Origin of the sequence: Humibacillus xanthopallidus, assembly GCF_044793955.1 — a bacterium.
Lineage (GTDB): Bacteria > Actinomycetota > Actinomycetes > Actinomycetales > Dermatophilaceae > Humibacillus > Humibacillus xanthopallidus_C.
Genome location: NZ_CP084995.1, coordinates 3,301,577 through 3,315,951 on the forward strand (window position 1 = coordinate 3,301,577; position 14,375 = coordinate 3,315,951).

The 14,375-nt window shown below is 71.3% G+C and carries 12 protein-coding genes; 5 read left to right on the top strand and 7 right to left on the bottom strand.

Annotated features, from left to right (window positions below; all coding sequences use genetic code 11):
• Window positions 1–62 precede the first annotated feature (62 nt).
• Window positions 63–1,253: a cysteine desulfurase family protein gene (locus tag LG278_RS14790; protein ID WP_404388043.1), complete on the bottom strand. Its 1,191-nt coding sequence runs from the start codon at window positions 1,251–1,253 to the stop codon at window positions 63–65.
• An 83-nt stretch (window positions 1,254–1,336) separates the two neighbouring features.
• On the opposite strand from LG278_RS14790, the gene LG278_RS14795 reads away from it, so the two are divergent.
• Window positions 1,337–1,834 (top strand): hypothetical protein, encoded by a 498-nt coding sequence (locus LG278_RS14795; protein ID WP_404388045.1) that lies wholly within the window; start codon window positions 1,337–1,339, stop codon window positions 1,832–1,834.
• Between the two features lie 77 nt (window positions 1,835–1,911).
• Here the strand turns inward: LG278_RS14795 and LG278_RS14800 are convergent, their stop codons facing one another.
• Together LG278_RS14800 and LG278_RS14805 are read right to left on the bottom strand one after the other, a co-directional pair.
• Window positions 1,912–2,877 carry an electron transfer flavoprotein subunit alpha/FixB family protein gene (locus LG278_RS14800; RefSeq protein WP_404388047.1) on the bottom strand — a complete coding sequence of 322 codons (966 nt, stop codon included), beginning with the start codon at window positions 2,875–2,877 and terminating at the stop codon, window positions 1,912–1,914.
• A gap of 37 nt (window positions 2,878–2,914) precedes the next feature.
• Window positions 2,915–3,715 carry an electron transfer flavoprotein subunit beta/FixA family protein gene (locus LG278_RS14805; RefSeq protein WP_404388048.1) on the bottom strand — a complete coding sequence of 267 codons (801 nt, stop codon included), beginning with the start codon at window positions 3,713–3,715 and terminating at the stop codon, window positions 2,915–2,917.
• A gap of 246 nt (window positions 3,716–3,961) precedes the next feature.
• On the opposite strand from LG278_RS14805, the gene LG278_RS14810 reads away from it, so the two are divergent.
• Entirely contained in the window at window positions 3,962–4,768 is an 807-nt protein-coding gene (locus LG278_RS14810) for an SDR family oxidoreductase (protein WP_404388050.1), read from the top strand.
• A 29-nt stretch (window positions 4,769–4,797) separates the two neighbouring features.
• On the opposite strand, the gene LG278_RS14815 is transcribed toward LG278_RS14810, so the two are convergent.
• From LG278_RS14815 to LG278_RS14825, 3 genes are read right to left on the bottom strand one after another with little or no spacing between them, the layout of a single operon-like run.
• Complete coding sequence (locus LG278_RS14815) at window positions 4,798–5,130, bottom strand: hypothetical protein (protein WP_404388052.1); 333 nt, start codon at window positions 5,128–5,130, stop codon at window positions 4,798–4,800.
• On the bottom strand, window positions 5,127–5,906 hold the full coding sequence (locus LG278_RS14820; protein WP_404388053.1) for an enoyl-CoA hydratase/isomerase family protein: 780 nt from the start codon (window positions 5,904–5,906) through the stop codon (window positions 5,127–5,129). Before LG278_RS14820 ends, LG278_RS14815 begins: the two co-directional genes overlap by 4 nt.
• Window positions 5,906–6,415, bottom strand: a complete 510-nt coding sequence (locus tag LG278_RS14825; protein WP_404388055.1) for a YbjN domain-containing protein — start codon at window positions 6,413–6,415, stop codon at window positions 5,906–5,908. Before LG278_RS14825 ends, LG278_RS14820 begins: the two co-directional genes overlap by 1 nt.
• Before the next feature lie 97 nt (window positions 6,416–6,512).
• On the opposite strand from LG278_RS14825, the gene LG278_RS14830 reads away from it, so the two are divergent.
• Together LG278_RS14830 and glgX are read left to right on the top strand one after the other, a co-directional pair.
• Window positions 6,513–7,277 carry an endonuclease/exonuclease/phosphatase family protein gene (locus tag LG278_RS14830; protein ID WP_404388056.1) on the top strand — a complete coding sequence of 255 codons (765 nt, stop codon included), beginning with the start codon at window positions 6,513–6,515 and terminating at the stop codon, window positions 7,275–7,277.
• A 57-nt stretch (window positions 7,278–7,334) separates the two neighbouring features.
• Window positions 7,335–9,470: a glycogen debranching protein GlgX gene (glgX, locus tag LG278_RS14835; RefSeq protein ID WP_404388058.1), complete on the top strand. Its 2,136-nt coding sequence runs from the start codon at window positions 7,335–7,337 to the stop codon at window positions 9,468–9,470.
• Window positions 9,471–9,482: 12 nt separating this feature from the next.
• On the opposite strand, the gene glgP is transcribed toward glgX, so the two are convergent.
• Window positions 9,483–12,071: an alpha-glucan family phosphorylase gene (glgP, locus tag LG278_RS14840; protein WP_404388060.1), complete on the bottom strand. Its 2,589-nt coding sequence runs from the start codon at window positions 12,069–12,071 to the stop codon at window positions 9,483–9,485.
• Window positions 12,072–12,362: 291 nt separating this feature from the next.
• Here glgP and LG278_RS14845 point away from each other — a divergent pair, with 291 nt between their 5' ends.
• Window positions 12,363–14,375, top strand: coding sequence for an alpha-1,4-glucan--maltose-1-phosphate maltosyltransferase (locus LG278_RS14845; protein WP_404393666.1), 2,013 nt, complete (start codon window positions 12,363–12,365; stop codon window positions 14,373–14,375).

The window sequence follows — 14,375 nt, forward strand, 5'->3', positions numbered from 1 at the left end:
CGCCGGCCGGTCCACGACCCGCACCCACGCCGTCGTCATGACGCCGTCGCCTCGCGCGCCCGTCATGACGCCGTCGCCTCGCGAGCCCGGCGGGCACGCTCGATCGCGGCAGGCAGGGCCGCGATGACCGCGTCGACATCGGCAGCCGTCGACGTGTGGCCGAGGGTGAGGCGCAGCGCGCCGCGTGCATCGCTCTCGGAGACCCCCATGGCGAGCAGCACGTGGCTCGGCTGGGGCACGCCGGCCTGGCACGCCGACCCGGTCGAGCACGAGACCCCTGCCGCGTCGAGCAGGTAGAGCAGCGAGTCGCCGTCGCAGCCCGGCACGAGCAGGTGCGCGTTGCCGGGCAGGCGGTGGGTCGCGTCGCCACGCTCCCACGAGCCGGTCGGGGTGATGCCCGCGCCCAGGGCGGCGGCCCGCTCGATGAGGTCGTCGCGCAGGGCGGCGAGCCGCACGGCCTCGGCCTCCATCGACGCGGTGGCCGCGACGAGCGCGGTGGCGAAGCCGACGATGGCCGGGGTGTCGAGGGTGCCCGAGCGGACCTGCCGCTCCTGCCCTCCCCCGTGGCTCAGGGGCACGAGCCTTGCGTCGCGTCGGGCAACGAGTGCGCCCACCCCGATCGGACCCCCGAGCTTGTGCGCCGTCACCGAGAGCAGGTCGGCCCCGCTCGCGGCGAAGTCGACGGGCAGGTGGCCGGCTGCCTGCACGGCGTCGGTGTGGAACGGGATGCCGTGCTCGCGCGCGACCGCGGCGATCGCCTGCACGTCCTGCACCGTGCCGACCTCGTTGTTGGCCCACATCACCGAGACGAGGGCAACCGACTCCGGCTCGGTCTCGATCGCGGCGCGCACGGTCTCGGGCTCGACCCGGCCGTCGGGCGTGGCCTCGAGCCAGGTGACCTTGGCACCCTCGTGGGCGACGAGGAAGTCGACGCAGTCGAGCACCGCGTGGTGCTCGATCGCCGAGACGAGCAGCCGGACCCGCGCCGGGTCGGCGTCGCGACGGGCCGCATAGGTGCCCTTGATCGCGAGGTTGTCGGACTCGGTGCCGCCGGAGGTGAAGAGCACCTCCGAGGGTCGGGCTCCGAGGCACCGGGCGATCTTCTCCCTCGACTCCTCGACGGCGCGCCGCGCGGCCCGACCGATGCGGTGCAACGACGAGGCGTTGCCGACCACGGCGAGCTGCTCCGTCATGGCGGTCAGCGCCGCCGGCAGCATGGGCGTCGTCGCCGCGTGGTCCAGGTAGGCGGTCACCCACCGATTCTAGGCCGCGCTGCAGGTGCCGCCGACCTCGCGCCGGACCCCGCGCGGGGCGGGGCCCTGCCTATGATCTGCGCATGGCAGGCAGGCACGAGGGCGGCGCCGTCGACACGCTGCGCGCCCCCACCGCCCACCGGGCCGTCGCGGCCCTGGCCAACCCCGTCGTCGCCTACTTCGTGGCCCGGCTGCTGGTGCGCCTCGTGCCGGCGCTGCCGACCCTGCTGACGTATGCCGTGTGCGTCCTCGTCGGGGTCGCCGTGGGGTGGCGTGCGTGGACCGCACGCGTCGACCTCGGCACCCGGTCGATGCTCGTGCACAACACCCTCGCGACGACGAGGGTGGAGCGGCGCGGCGTCAAGCGCATCGCCGAGTCGGGCCGGGTCGAGTGGCGCCCCGGCACCGAGCGGGCGATGCGGTTGCCTGCGGAGGCCCTGCACGGGCCGTGGTGGACGCTGGGAACGGGCCGGACGGCATACGCCCTCAACCGCGAGCGGGCCCGCAGCTGGCTGCGCACGATGCCGCCCCACGTGCCGCCTGACGCACCCCACGACGTGCCGCGCGAGGGTGCGGCCTGACACGCAGGAGGCCGGCCCCGGGTTGCCGGGGCCGGCCTCATGACGTGCGTCGCGCCTGTGGGCGTCGGTTGCGGGTGTCAGTCCTTGCCGGCCTGGATCGCGTCGGTGGCCTGCGGCAGGACGGTGAAGAGGTCTCCGACGACACCGAAGTCCACGAGCTCGAAGATCGGTGCCTCGTTGTCCTTGTTGACCGCGATGATCGTCTTGGACGTCTGCATGCCGGCGCGGTGCTGGATGGCGCCGGAGATGCCGCACGCGACGTAGAGCTGCGGGCTGACCTGCTTGCCGGTCTGGCCGACCTGCGAGGTGTGGGGATACCACCCGGCGTCGACGGCGGCGCGTGAGGCTCCGACCGCAGCACCGAGCGAGTCGGCGAAGGCCTCGACCTTGGAGAAGTCGCCGGCCGTGCCACGGCCACCGGAGACGACGATGGCGGCCTCCGTGAGCTCGGGGCGGCCGGTGGCCTGCTTCGGCTTGGACTCCGTGATCCGGGCACCCTTGGCGGCGTCGGACGGCGTGAAGTCGACGACCTCGTCGGCTCCCGCTCCCGCAGCCTCCTCCGGCGTCGCCGAGTTGGGCTTCACGGTGATGATCGGCGTGCCCTGGGTGACCGTCGCCGACACGGTGTAGGAGCCGGCGAAGACCGACTGGGTCGTGGCGATGCCGCCGCTGCCGTCGCTCGAGGCCTGCACGTCGACGGCGTCGGTGATCAGGCCCGACTCCGTCTTGACCGCGAGGCGGGCGGCGATCTCCTTGCCCTCGGGGTTGGAGGGCACGAGCACGGCGGCCGGCGACGCGGAGCCGACGAGCTGCGCGAGCACCTCGGCCTGGGGGACGACGAGGTGCTCGAGCACCTCGGGCGACTCGACGCGGTAGATCTTCTCGGCGCCGAAGCGGACGAGGGTCTCCTTGGCGGCGTCGAAGCCCGGGCCGATGAAGACGGCCGACGGCTCACCGATGCGGCGGGCGATCGTGAGCAGCTCGGACGTCGTCTTGCGGACCTTGCCGTCGACGTGGTCGACGAGGACGAGTACTTCAGCCATGCGTGTGGATCTCCTTCTGCGGCTGGGGTTTCGGAGCTCAGACGAACTTGTGCTCGGCGAGGAAGGTGGCGAGCTTCTGCCCGCCGTCACCCTCGTCGGGGACGATCTCGCCCTGTGAGCGCGGGGGGCGCGCGGTGAAGGACTCGACCTTCGTCCAGGCGGCGTCGAGGCCCACCTGCGAGGGGTCGATGCCGAGGTCGGCGAGCGACCACTTCTCGACCGGCTTCTTCTTCGCGGCCATGATCCCCTTGAACGAGGGGTAGCGCGGCTCGTTGATCTGGTCGGTGACCGAGACGAGCGCCGGCAGCGTCGCCGTGATCGTCTGCGTCGAGGCGTCGCCGTCGCGGTGGATCGTCACCGAGCCGGTCGCGCCGTCCTCGATGGTGAGCTCGGAGGCGAAGGTCACGGCCGGCAGGCCGAGACGCTCAGCGAGCATCGTGGGGACGACGCCCATCGTGCCGTCGGTGGAGGCCATGCCGGTGACGACGAGGTCGACGGGGCTCTCGATGCCGATCTTCTTGACGGCCTCGGCGAGCACGAGCGAGGTGGCGATGGCGTCGGAGCCGTGGATGGCCTCGTCGCCCACGTGCACACCCTTGTGGGCGCCCATCTGCAGGGCCTTCTTGATGGCGTCGGCGGCCTGGTCGGGACCGACCGTCAGGACGGTCACCTCACCCTCGCCGGCCTCGACGATCTTGAGGGCCTCCTCGACCGCGTACTCGTCGAGCTCGGACAGCAGGCCGTCCACGTTCTCGCGGTCGGTCGTGTTGTCAGATGCGTTGAACGTGCGCTCGGCCTGGGCGTCGGGCACGTACTTGACACAGACGACGATGTTCATGGGTGAACGTCCTCTTCCGTTGCTGGTGGTGGTGCTCAGGAGTCAGCCGGAGGTCGCTCCGGCACTGCCTGCCATCCTCTCACTGAGCGCTCGCTTAGTCCGCACGGCTCCGGCGTGACGCTCACCACCAGAGACGTCGGGCGTATGCCGTCCGCCCTTCTCGCGTGCACTACCCGGACCCCTCGGGGACCGGGAGGAGGCAAAACCGCTTGTCGAAGGTTGCCGGGCCTGCCGAGGATGGGCGCCATGTCCTTCACCTCCCCCACCTCCCCCGCCCCCGCCTCGAGCCCGCGCGTCGCCCTCGTCACCGGGGTCGGGAGACGGCGGTCGATCGGGGCCGAGCTGGCCCTCGGACTCGCCGCCGACGGGTGGGACCTCGGGCTCGGCCACTGGGAGCCCTACGACGACCGGCTCGGCTACGAGCGGGGCGCCGACGACCCGGCCGCCGTCGCCGACGCGTGCCGAGCGATGGGCCGCCGCGTCCTGCTGCTGCCGGGAGACCTGTCCGATCCGGCTGTCCCGGAAGCCCTCGTCGCGTCAGCGACCGAGCAGCTCGGGCCCGTGACCGGGCTCGTCATGTCGCACTGCGAGTCGGTCGACAGCGGCATCCTCACGACCTCGCTCGAGAGCTGGGAGCGGCACTACGCCGTCAACGCCCGGGCCACGTGGCTGCTCATCCGCGCGGTTGCCGCGCGGCTCCCGCCGCTGGCGCCCGGCGGACCTCCGGGCGCCCACATCGTGGCGCTGACGAGCGACCACACCGTGCACAACCTGCCCTACGGCTCGAGCAAGGGCGCCCTCGACCGCATCGTCATCGCATCGGCGACGGAGCTGGCCGACCGCGGGGTGCGGGCCAACGTCGTCAACCCGGGACCGATCGACACGGGCTGGATGGACGACCGGATCCGGGCGCTCGGCGTGGCCGACACCCCGGCCGGGCGCCTCGGGACACCGCGCGACACGGCCGACCTCGTGCGCTTCCTGCTCTCGGAGCAGGGTGGCTGGATCAACGGCCAGCTGCTCCTCAGCAACGGCGGCTTCAAGACCGCCTGACCCCCCAGCGCGCTGGCGGCGCCGAGGGGTCAGGCGGGGTCGACCTCGGCGGCCTCGAGGACGTGGAAGGCCGGCTCCTCGTAGGGGTGGGCGGCGCGCAGGGCGGCGACGACGTCGCGGCGCAGCGCCCTGTCGAGCACGAGCTCGACCCGGTGCTCGGCGACCTTCTCGAGGTCTCCGACCGTGCCGATGGCGGGTCTGGCCCCCGCGACCGGACGGAACTGCCCGGTGCCGAGCGCGACGAAGGCACAGTCGCGGTAGTCACCCACCGCGCCGGCCCCCGCCGCGAGCACGGCGTCCAGCACCCGCTCCGTGTCCTCGACGGGCACGTAGAAGACGAGCACGTCGAGCAGTGGGCTCATCGGCCCTCGAACTGCGCCTTGCCCGGGCCGTCCTCGACGAAGGAGGTCATGCCGATCTCGCGGTCCTTCGTCGCGAAGAGCGACGCGAAGAGCAGCCGCTCGATCTCGAGACCGGTCTCGAGGTCGACCTCGAGCCCGCGGTCGATGGCCTCCTTGGCCGCCCGGACGGCATACGACGCGGCCCCGACGAAGGTCGAGGCCCACTCCCGCGAGGCGGTGTAGACGTCGGCGGCCGGCACGACCTTGTCGGCCAGGCCGATCGCCAGGGCCTCCTGCGCGTCGACGAAGCGACCGCTGAAGATGATCTCCTTGGCCCGCGAGGCTCCGACGAGGCGCGAGAGGCGCTGGGTGCCGCCGGCTCCCGGGATGATGCCGAGCAGGATCTCGGGCTGGCCGAGCTTGGCGTCGTCGGCCACGACCCTGAAGTCGCAGGCGAGCGCGAGCTCGCAGCCGCCGCCGAGCGCATAGCCGGTGATGGCCGCGATGACCGGCTTGGGGATGCGCGCGACCGCGCTGATCGAGCTCATGAGCGGCCCGGAGCGCTCGACCATGTCGGTGTAGGACATGGCCTGCATCTCCTTGATGTCGGCCCCCGCAGCGAAGACCCGCTCGCCGCCGTAGACGATGACCGCCTTGACGTCGGTGCGTGTCGTCGCCTCCTGTGCAGCGGCCCGGATCTCCTCCTGGACCTGCACGTTGAGGGCGTTCATCTTGGGCCGGTCGAGGCGGATCGTGCCGATGCCGCCCTCGACCTCGAGCCGGACGAACTCGCCCATCAGACGGCGCTGTCGGTGCCCGGCTCGCCCTCGGCAGGCAGCCACGACTGGAAGAAGAAGCCGACGCTCTGGAGGATGTGGTTGATCGACAGCGGGACGAGGATGTCGAGGTCGGCGTTGGGGGTGACGACGTGCTCGGCCGAGACGACGAGGCTCTCCTGCACCAGCGTCACCTTGACGATGTTGAGCTGCATCGTCATGTCGTTGCAGCGCGCGAGGCGCTCGTTGCGGTCGGGCGAGACGGGCTCGGCGAGCTGCCACTGGCCGAAGAAGCGCACGAGGGCGAGGTCTCCCTCGGCGATGCGGGCGAAGAGGGTCGTGCTCGTGCCGGCGTCGTCGACGATCGCGAACTCGATGTCGCCGTCGTCGTCGACGGTGGCGTTGATCTCGAGGCCCTGGAGGATCGCGATGATGCGGTCGCGCACCGGGGTGTCACTCAGGGGGGCACCGTTGGGGGTGGGCGCGGGCGCCTGCGGCGTGAAGTTGGGCAGCGAAGTCGGATCGGTCATGCAGCCAACCGTAGACTGCGACGACGGACCCATGCGAGGTGACCCATGACGAGATCGAGCCTGTCGCCGCGGCGGCAGTGGGCGTGAGCTCCCGTCCATGACGAGCACCAGCACCCTCACGGTGGCCACGGCCAACACCTGCACCGGTGACCTGTTGCGCACGCCCGGCGGCCTCGAGCCGTTCCGCACGGCCGGCGCCGGCGTGGTCGGGCTCCAGGAGGTCTTCGGCATCACCGAGCCGGAGCTGCGGGCCGCGCTCGCCGGCGCCGGCCTCGAGCTCACCCACTGGCACACCCCCGCCGGCCTCGTCCTCGCCCACGACCCACGGGTCGCCGCCCCTGCCGGCGACCCCCTCGTCACGACCCTCAAGCCGGCCGGTCCGCTCCTGCGCTTCTCCAACCACTGGCACGAGCGCGCCATGCTCACTGCTGCCTTCGAGACCGCGGCAGGACCCGTCACCGTCTCGACGGCGCACCTCATCGTCTTCGCCCGGGCGCACGCGCGCAGCAAGCAGGTCAGGGCGCTGCGCCAGGCCCTCCAGCAGGACCGCCTGCGCCGCGGACCCCACGTGCTGACGGGCGACATGAACCACTACCCCCGCCCAGCCGCCGCCGACCGTGCGATGCACGAGGCGGGCGGCTTCACCCACGTGCCGCTCCACGAGCCCACCTGGCTGATCTCCGGGTCCAAGCACGAGTGGCTGGCACGGCTCGCGGCCGCCGCCACCCGCCGCGACCTCGCGAGCTTCGACGCGCAGCTCGACGTCGTGCTCTATCGCGACCTCAGGCTGCTCGACTCCACCGTCTTCGACGTCGCCTCCGACCACCGGGCCGTCGTGTGCGACTTCGCCCTCGAGGGCTGATTCCACACCCTCGACAGGCCGTTCGCGCCTCGGTCGCCTGCCCCTACGCTGTGCCCCATGCCGCCGCCGCCCACCTCCCCGGACCTGCCTCCCGAGCCCGGGGTGCGCCTCATCGACGGGGGCGCCGAGTTCTGCGTCTACGCGGGGCACGCGACCGGCGTCGACATCTGCCTCTTCGACACCGCCGCAGACGGCACCGAGCTCGAGCGCCGCGTGCCGCTGCGGCACCGCGCCCACGGCTTCTGGTTCGACACGATCGCGGGCGTCGGGCTGGGGCAGCGGTATGCCGTCCGCGTCGACGGCGCGTGGGACCCCGACGCTGCCCTGCTCCACAACCCCGCCAAGCTCCTCCTCGACCCCTACGCCCGCGCCATCGAGGGGGAGGTGCACCTCGACGGCGCCCTCTATGCCCACCACGTCGGCGCCGACCTGCGGGGCGACATCGCCGTGCGCGACGACCGCGACTCCGCGCCCCACATGCCCCGCTGCGTCATCGTCGACACCGAGTTCGACTGGGGCGCAGACGACTTCCCGCGACGCTCACTCACGCAGTCACTGATCTACGAGGTGCACGTCAAGAGCGCGACGCGCCTGCACCCCGGCGTGCCTCACGAGCTGCGCGGCACGTATGCCGGCCTGGCCCACCCGGCCTTCGTCGACCACCTGCTGGGGCTGGGCGTCACCGCGGTGGAGCTGCTGCCCGTCCACACCTTCACGCACGAGCCCGATCTCGTCCTGCGCGGTCTGGGCAACCACTGGGGCTATAACACGATGGGTTTCTTCGCGCCCCACGCCGCCTACGCCGCGGCCACCGACCCACAGGGCGTGCTCGACGAGTTCAAGGGCATGGTCAGGGACCTGCACGCCGCCGGCATCGAGGTGCTGCTCGACGTCGTCTACAACCACACGGCCGAGAACTCCCGCGACATGATGACCCTCTCCTGGCGAGGTCTCGACGAGCGTGCCTACTACCGCCTCGACGGGCGCGGCCAGGACATCGACGTCACGGGCTGCGGCAACACCCTCGACCTGACGCACCCCGTCGTGGCCCGGATGGTGCTCGACTCGCTGCGCTACTGGGTGCAGGAGTGCCACGTCGACGGCTTCCGCTTCGACCTCGCCGTGGCTCTCGGCCGCGGCAAGGACGACGCCTACGACCGCGACCACCCCTTCCTCATCGCCCTGCGCACCGACCCGGTGCTGTCGCGCACCAAGCTCATCGCCGAGCCGTGGGACGTCGGGATCCACGGCTGGCGCACCGGGCGCTTCCCGCCGCCCTTCTCGGAGTGGAACGACCGCTTCCGCGACACCGTGCGCACGTTCTGGCTCACCGACGTGCGGGCGTCCGTCCACGGCGGCGCGAGGCACGGCACGCAGGAGCTCGCGACGCGGCTCGCCGGGTCGCAGGACCTCTTCGACAGCCACGGGCGCGGCACCATCGCCTCGATCAACTTCGTCACCGCCCACGACGGCTTCACGATCGCCGACCTCACGGCATACGACGTCAAGCACAACGGCGCCAACGGCCACGGGGGCACCGACGGCTCCAACGACAACCGCTCGTGGAACCACGGTGTCGAGGGCCGAACCGACGACCCCACGATCCTCGCGGCGCGGAGACGGTCGATGCGCAACCTGCTCGGCACCCTGCTGCTGTCGACCGGCGTGCCGATGCTCAATGCCGGTGACGAGTTCGGGCGCAGCCAGCGGGGCAACAACAACCCCTACTCGCAGGACAACGAGATCAGCTGGATGTCGTGGGAGCACGAGCCGTGGCAGGCCGACCTGCTCGAGACGACCCGGCACCTCGTGCGCCTGCGTCGGGAGCACCCGGTGCTGCGCCAGCGCTCGTTCTTCTCGGGACGCCAGGTGCACGAGGACGGCTCGACCGACCTCGCGTGGTTCGGCACGGACGGAGAGCCGATGGGCGACCGCTGGGGCGCGTCGTCGTCCGAGGTCGTGCAGGCGCTCTACGACGGCGCGTGGCTCGGTCAGCGCACGGTGCTGCTCTCGCTCAACGGGTCGGCGCACGATGTCGAGGTCACGCTGCCCACGGCACCGAGCGCGACGGCATACGAGCTGCTCTGGGACAGTGACGACGACGTCCCCGCTCCCGCCGGCGGACCGGTGGAGGCGGGGACGTCCGTCTGGATGGCCCCTTCGTCGATGCGCGTCTGGCGCGCCACGGCGTGAGGGCCTGAGGCCTCAGGCGTTGCGCGCCAGCCCGAGCTCGGCCGCGGTCGCGAGCGAGCGGTGCCTGGGCACGATGCGCACGCTGTAGCCGAACGACCCGGTGCGACGCAGCGTCTGCGACCCGGCGAACTGGTGACGGCCGCCGTCGGAGGACTCGATGAGCTGCAGCGGCGCGACCTCCGTGCCCCAGATCTCGTCGGTGTCGGTGACGTGGCCGTGCACGAGCTGCACCTCGACCTCGTCGGGCTCGAGGCCACCGAGGTCGACGTAGGCCTTGACCTCGAGGGTGTCGCCGATCTGCGGCGAGTCGGAGACGCCGGAGGGCTCGACGTGCTCGACCTTGACGCTGGGCCACGCGGCACGGACCTTGGCCTTGTAGGCCGCGAGGTCCTTGGCACCGGCGAACTCCGGACCGTTGAGCGCACGGCCCGCACCCGCGGCGGGGCCGTAGAGCTGCACGGTGTAGTCCTCGACCATGCGGCTCGCGAGCACCTTGGGCCCGAGGGTCTTGAGGGTGTGCGTCATCATCGCGATCCAGCCCTGCGGCAGACCGGCGTCGTCGCGGTCGTAGAACTTCGCGGCGACCTCGTTCTCGATGAGGTCGTAGAGCGCCGTCGCCTCGATGTCGTCACGACGGTCGGCGTCCTCGACGCCGTCGGCGGTGGGGATCGCCCAGCCGTTGCGGCCGTCGAACCACTCGTCCCACCAGCCGTCGAGGATGGAGAGGTTGAGGCCGCCGTTGAGGGCCGCCTTCATGCCCGAGGTGCCGCACGCCTCGAACGGGCGGAGCGGGTTGTTGAGCCACACGTCGCAGCCGGGGTAGAGGTGCTGCGCCATGGCGATGTCGTAGTTGGGCAGGAAGACGATGCGGTGACGCACCTCGGGGTCGTCGGCGAAGCGGACCATCTCCTGGATGAGCCGCTTGCCCGTCTCGTCGGCGGGGTGGGACTTGCCGGCGATGATGAGCTGCACCGGACGCTCGGGGTGGAGCAGGAGGCGCTTGAGCCGAGCCGGGTCGCGCAGCATGAGGGTGAGGCGCTTGTAGGTCGGCACGCGCCGGGCGAAGCCGATCGTCAGCACGTCGGGGCTCAGCACGTCGTCGACCCAGCCGAGCTCGGCCTCGCTGGCACCGCGCTTCTGCCAGGAGGACCTGACGCGGCGGCGGGCGTCGGCGACGAGCTTCTCGCGCATCTCGCGCTTGGTCTCCCAGACGGCGTCGGCAGGCACCTCGTCGATGCGGTGCCACAGGTCGGCACCGGCGATGTCGGCGGTGCCGAGGTGCTTGCGCGCGACCTCGTAGACGGAGCGGTCGACCCACGTCGGTGCGTGGACACCGTTGGTGATGCTGCTGATCGGCACCTCGTCGTCGTCGAAGCCCGGCCACAGCCCGTCGAACATCTCGCGGCTGACGACACCGTGCAGCTGCGAGACGCCGTTGGCGCGCTGCGCCAGACGCAGTCCCATCACGGCCATGTTGAAGATGCCGGGCTGGCCGCCGGAGTAGTCCTCGGCACCCAGCGCGAGCAGCCGGTCCACGGGCACGCCGGGGATGGCGCGGGGACCGCCGAAGAAGAGGTTGATCTTGGCCGCGTCGAAGCGGTCGATGCCGGCCGGCACGGGCGTGTGGGTCGTGAAGACGGTGGCCGAGCGCACGGCCTCGAGGGCCTCGTCGAAGGTGAGGCCGTGGTCGCGCACGAGCTCGGTGATGCGCTCGACGCCGAGGAAGCCGGCGTGGCCCTCGTTGGTGTGGTAGACCTCCGGCGTCGGCGCGCCCGACAGCCGCGACCAGAGGCGGAGCGCACGCACGCCGCCGATGCCGAGGAGCAGCTCCTGCTCGAGTCGCGTGTCGCCTCCGCCGCCGTAGAGCGTCTCGGTCACGGCGCGCGTCGTCTCGTCGTTGCCGGGCACGTCGGAGTCGAGCAGCAGCAGGGGCACGCGGCCGACCTGGGCCTTCCAGACGTGGGCATGCAGCTGACGACCTGCCGGCAGGTCGATCGTGACGACGGCGGGCGTGCCGTCCTGCTCACGCAGCAGTGAGAGCGGCAGCCCATCGGGGTCGAGCACGGGGTAGGTCTCGACCTGCCAGCCGTCGCGCGACAGCGCCTGCTTGAAGTAGCCGGTCTTGTAGAAGAGGCCGACGCCGACGATCGGCACGCCGAGGTCGGACGCGGTCTTGAGGTGGTCGCCCGCGAGGATGCCGAGGCCGCCGGAGTACTGCGGCAGCACGGCGGTGATGCCGAACTCGGGGCTGAAGTAGGCGATCGCGCTCGGGGCGGCCTTGCCGGCAGCCTCCTGCTCACGGCTCCACGTCTGGTACCACCGCTCGTGCGTGAGGTAGTGGTGCAGGTCCTGGACGGCAGCCTCGACGGCGCCGACGAAGTCGTCGTCGGCGGCCAGCGCAGCGAGCTCGTCGGAGGACAGTCGCGACAGGAGCTTGACGGGGTCCTCGGCCGCCTCGGCCCAGCGACGCGGGCTGATGCTCTCGAAGAGGTCGCGGGTCGGCGGGTGCCACGACCAGCGCAGGTTGCTGGCGAGCTCGCCGAGTCCCTCGATGCGGGAGGGCAGGACGGTGCGGACGCTGAAGCGTCGGATGGCCTTCACGAGGAGAAGCATAGGGGTCGACCTGACGCGTTCTTGCAGACCTTGCAGCCACTGTTTCATCCATCGGGACGGCACGGACGCTCCCGCTCCGCCTCGTGTCGGTGCGGCCCGGTTTTCGATACGGTCGACTTCGTGAGCGGCAGACCAACGAAGTCCCGTCCGAGCAAGTCCCGGCGTCCGCGCCCCGATGCGACCCCCTCCGCGCAGGCCGCGGTGATCGACGAGGGTGAAGCAGGTGCGGTGCACCTCGCCCCGGAGCATCCCGTCAGCACACCCCCCACCGTGGCCGGTATGCCGGGTGGTGCCCTTCCGATGGGACGCATCCCCGTGAGCGACGTCCGTCCGCTCGTCGACGGCGGAACGCGCCCGGCGAAGTCGGTCGTCGACGAGGAGTTCACGGTGCGCGCGAAGGTGTTCCGTGAGGGTCACGACGCCGTCAACGCCACCGCGGTCCTGACGGCCCCCGACGGCGGCGAGCACTACTTCTCGATGCGGTGCGACAACCCCGGCACGTCCGAGTGGTCGACGACCGTCGTCGCCGACGCTCAGGGCTGGTGGACCTACCGGGTGGAGGGCTGGTCCGACCCCTACGCGACGTGGGTGCACGACGCCGGCATCAAGATCGCGGCCGGGGTCGACGAGGAGCTGATGTGCGCCGAGGGCGTCATCGTGCTCGAGCGCTTCGCCGACGCGGTGCGCGGCCAGGGCGCCGACGCCACCGAGATCGACAAGGGCGTGCAGGCGCTCAAGGACTCCGCCTCCCCGGCCGCCCACCGCTTCGGGGCGGCGACCTCGCCCGAGATCCAGGGACTGGCCGCGCTGATGCCGCTGCGCGAGTTCGTCTCCGCCTCCCCCGCGTACTCCCTGCTCGTCGAGCGCGAGCGTGCCCTCTACGGCGCGTGGTACGAGATCTTCCCCCGGTCCGAGGGGTGCCACGTCGACCCGGAGACCGGACTGTGGGTCTCGGGCACGTTCCGCTCCGCCGCACTGAGGCTGCCGGCCATCGCCGAGATGGGCTTCGACGTCATCTACCTGACGCCGATCCACCCCATCGGCACGACGGCACGCAAGGGCCGCAACAACAGCCTGGCGGCCGCACCCGGTGATCCCGGATCCCCTTATGCCATCGGATCGCCCGACGGTGGGCACGATGCGATCCACCCCGACCTGGGCACCTTCGAGGACTTCGACTTCTTCGTCGCCGAGGCGGCCAGCAACGGTCTGGAGGTCGCCCTCGACATCGCGCTGCAGGCCTCGCCCGACCACCCGTGGGTGCAGACCCACCCGTCGCTCTTCACGACGCGCGCCGACGGGTCGATCGCCTACGCCGAGAACCCCCCGAAGAAGTACCAGGACATCTTCCCGCTCAACTTCGACAACGACCCGGCCGAGGCCTACGCCGAGGTGCGCCGGGTCATCCAGGTGTGGCTCGACCACGGCGTGCGCATCTTCCGGGTCGACAACCCCCACACCAAGCCGGTCGGCTTCTGGCAGTGGCTGATCGCCGACGTGGCGCTCGAGCACCCCGACACGATCTGGCTGTCCGAGGCCTTCACCAAGCCCGCGATGATGCACCACCTCGCCAAGGCCGGCTTCCAGCAGAGCTACACCTACTACGCCTGGCGCAACGAGAAGTGGGAGCTCGAGGAGTACGGCCGCGAGCTCGCGGGCGACGGCGCGGCCTACATGCGTCCTTCGTTCTGGCCGACGACCCACGACATCCTCACGCCCTACATGCAGTACGGCGGGCCGACCGCCTGGAAGCTGCGCGCCGCCCTCGCCGCGACGATGGTCCCGACCTACGGCATCTATGCAGGCTACGAGCTCATGGAGCACGTCGCCCGGCCCGGAGCCGAGGAGCAGATCGACAACGAGAAGTACGAGTACAAGGACCGCCAGTGGTATCTCTACGAGCCCGGCGGCCCGCTCGAGAGCCGGTCTCTCGCGTGGTACCTCAAGCGGCTCAACGACATTCGCAGCTGGCACCCGGCCCTGAGGTGGATGCGCAACCTGCGCTTCCACGCTGCCGACGACGAGTTCGTCATGGTCTTCAGCAAGAGCCGGGTGATCGACCAGGCGACGGGCGAGCGCGACACTGTCATCGTCATCGCCAACCTCGACCCGCACTCCACCCGTGAGACCAACGTGCACCTCGACATGGAGGCGTTGGGTATGGCGACGTGGTCGACGTTCGACGCGCACGACCACATCACCAACCAGACCTGGCAGTGGCGCCAGGACAACTTCGTGAGGCTCGGCCCCGACAGCGAGCCGGTCCACGTCATCAGCGTGAGGAGCCACTGA

Bases quoted from the DNA above. Each gene is read 5' to 3' on its own strand.
- LG278_RS14795 (WP_404388045.1), top strand. From the start codon at position 1,337: ATGGCAGGCAGGCACGAGGGCGGCGCCGTCGACACGCTGCGCGCCCCC.
- LG278_RS14820 (WP_404388053.1), bottom strand. From the start codon at position 5,906: ATGGGCGAGTTCGTCCGGCTCGAGGTCGAGGGCGGCATCGGCACGATC.
- LG278_RS14810 (WP_404388050.1), top strand. From the start codon at position 3,962: ATGTCCTTCACCTCCCCCACCTCCCCCGCCCCCGCCTCGAGCCCGCGC.
- LG278_RS14825 (WP_404388055.1), bottom strand. From the start codon at position 6,415: ATGACCGATCCGACTTCGCTGCCCAACTTCACGCCGCAGGCGCCCGCG.
- LG278_RS14800 (WP_404388047.1), bottom strand. From the start codon at position 2,877: ATGGCTGAAGTACTCGTCCTCGTCGACCACGTCGACGGCAAGGTCCGC.
- glgX (WP_404388058.1), top strand. From the start codon at position 7,335: ATGCCGCCGCCGCCCACCTCCCCGGACCTGCCTCCCGAGCCCGGGGTG.
- LG278_RS14815 (WP_404388052.1), bottom strand. From the start codon at position 5,130: ATGAGCCCACTGCTCGACGTGCTCGTCTTCTACGTGCCCGTCGAGGAC.
- LG278_RS14805 (WP_404388048.1), bottom strand. From the start codon at position 3,715: ATGAACATCGTCGTCTGTGTCAAGTACGTGCCCGACGCCCAGGCCGAG.
- LG278_RS14845 (WP_404393666.1), top strand. From the start codon at position 12,363: ATGCCGGGTGGTGCCCTTCCGATGGGACGCATCCCCGTGAGCGACGTC.
- LG278_RS14830 (WP_404388056.1), top strand. From the start codon at position 6,513: ATGACGAGCACCAGCACCCTCACGGTGGCCACGGCCAACACCTGCACC.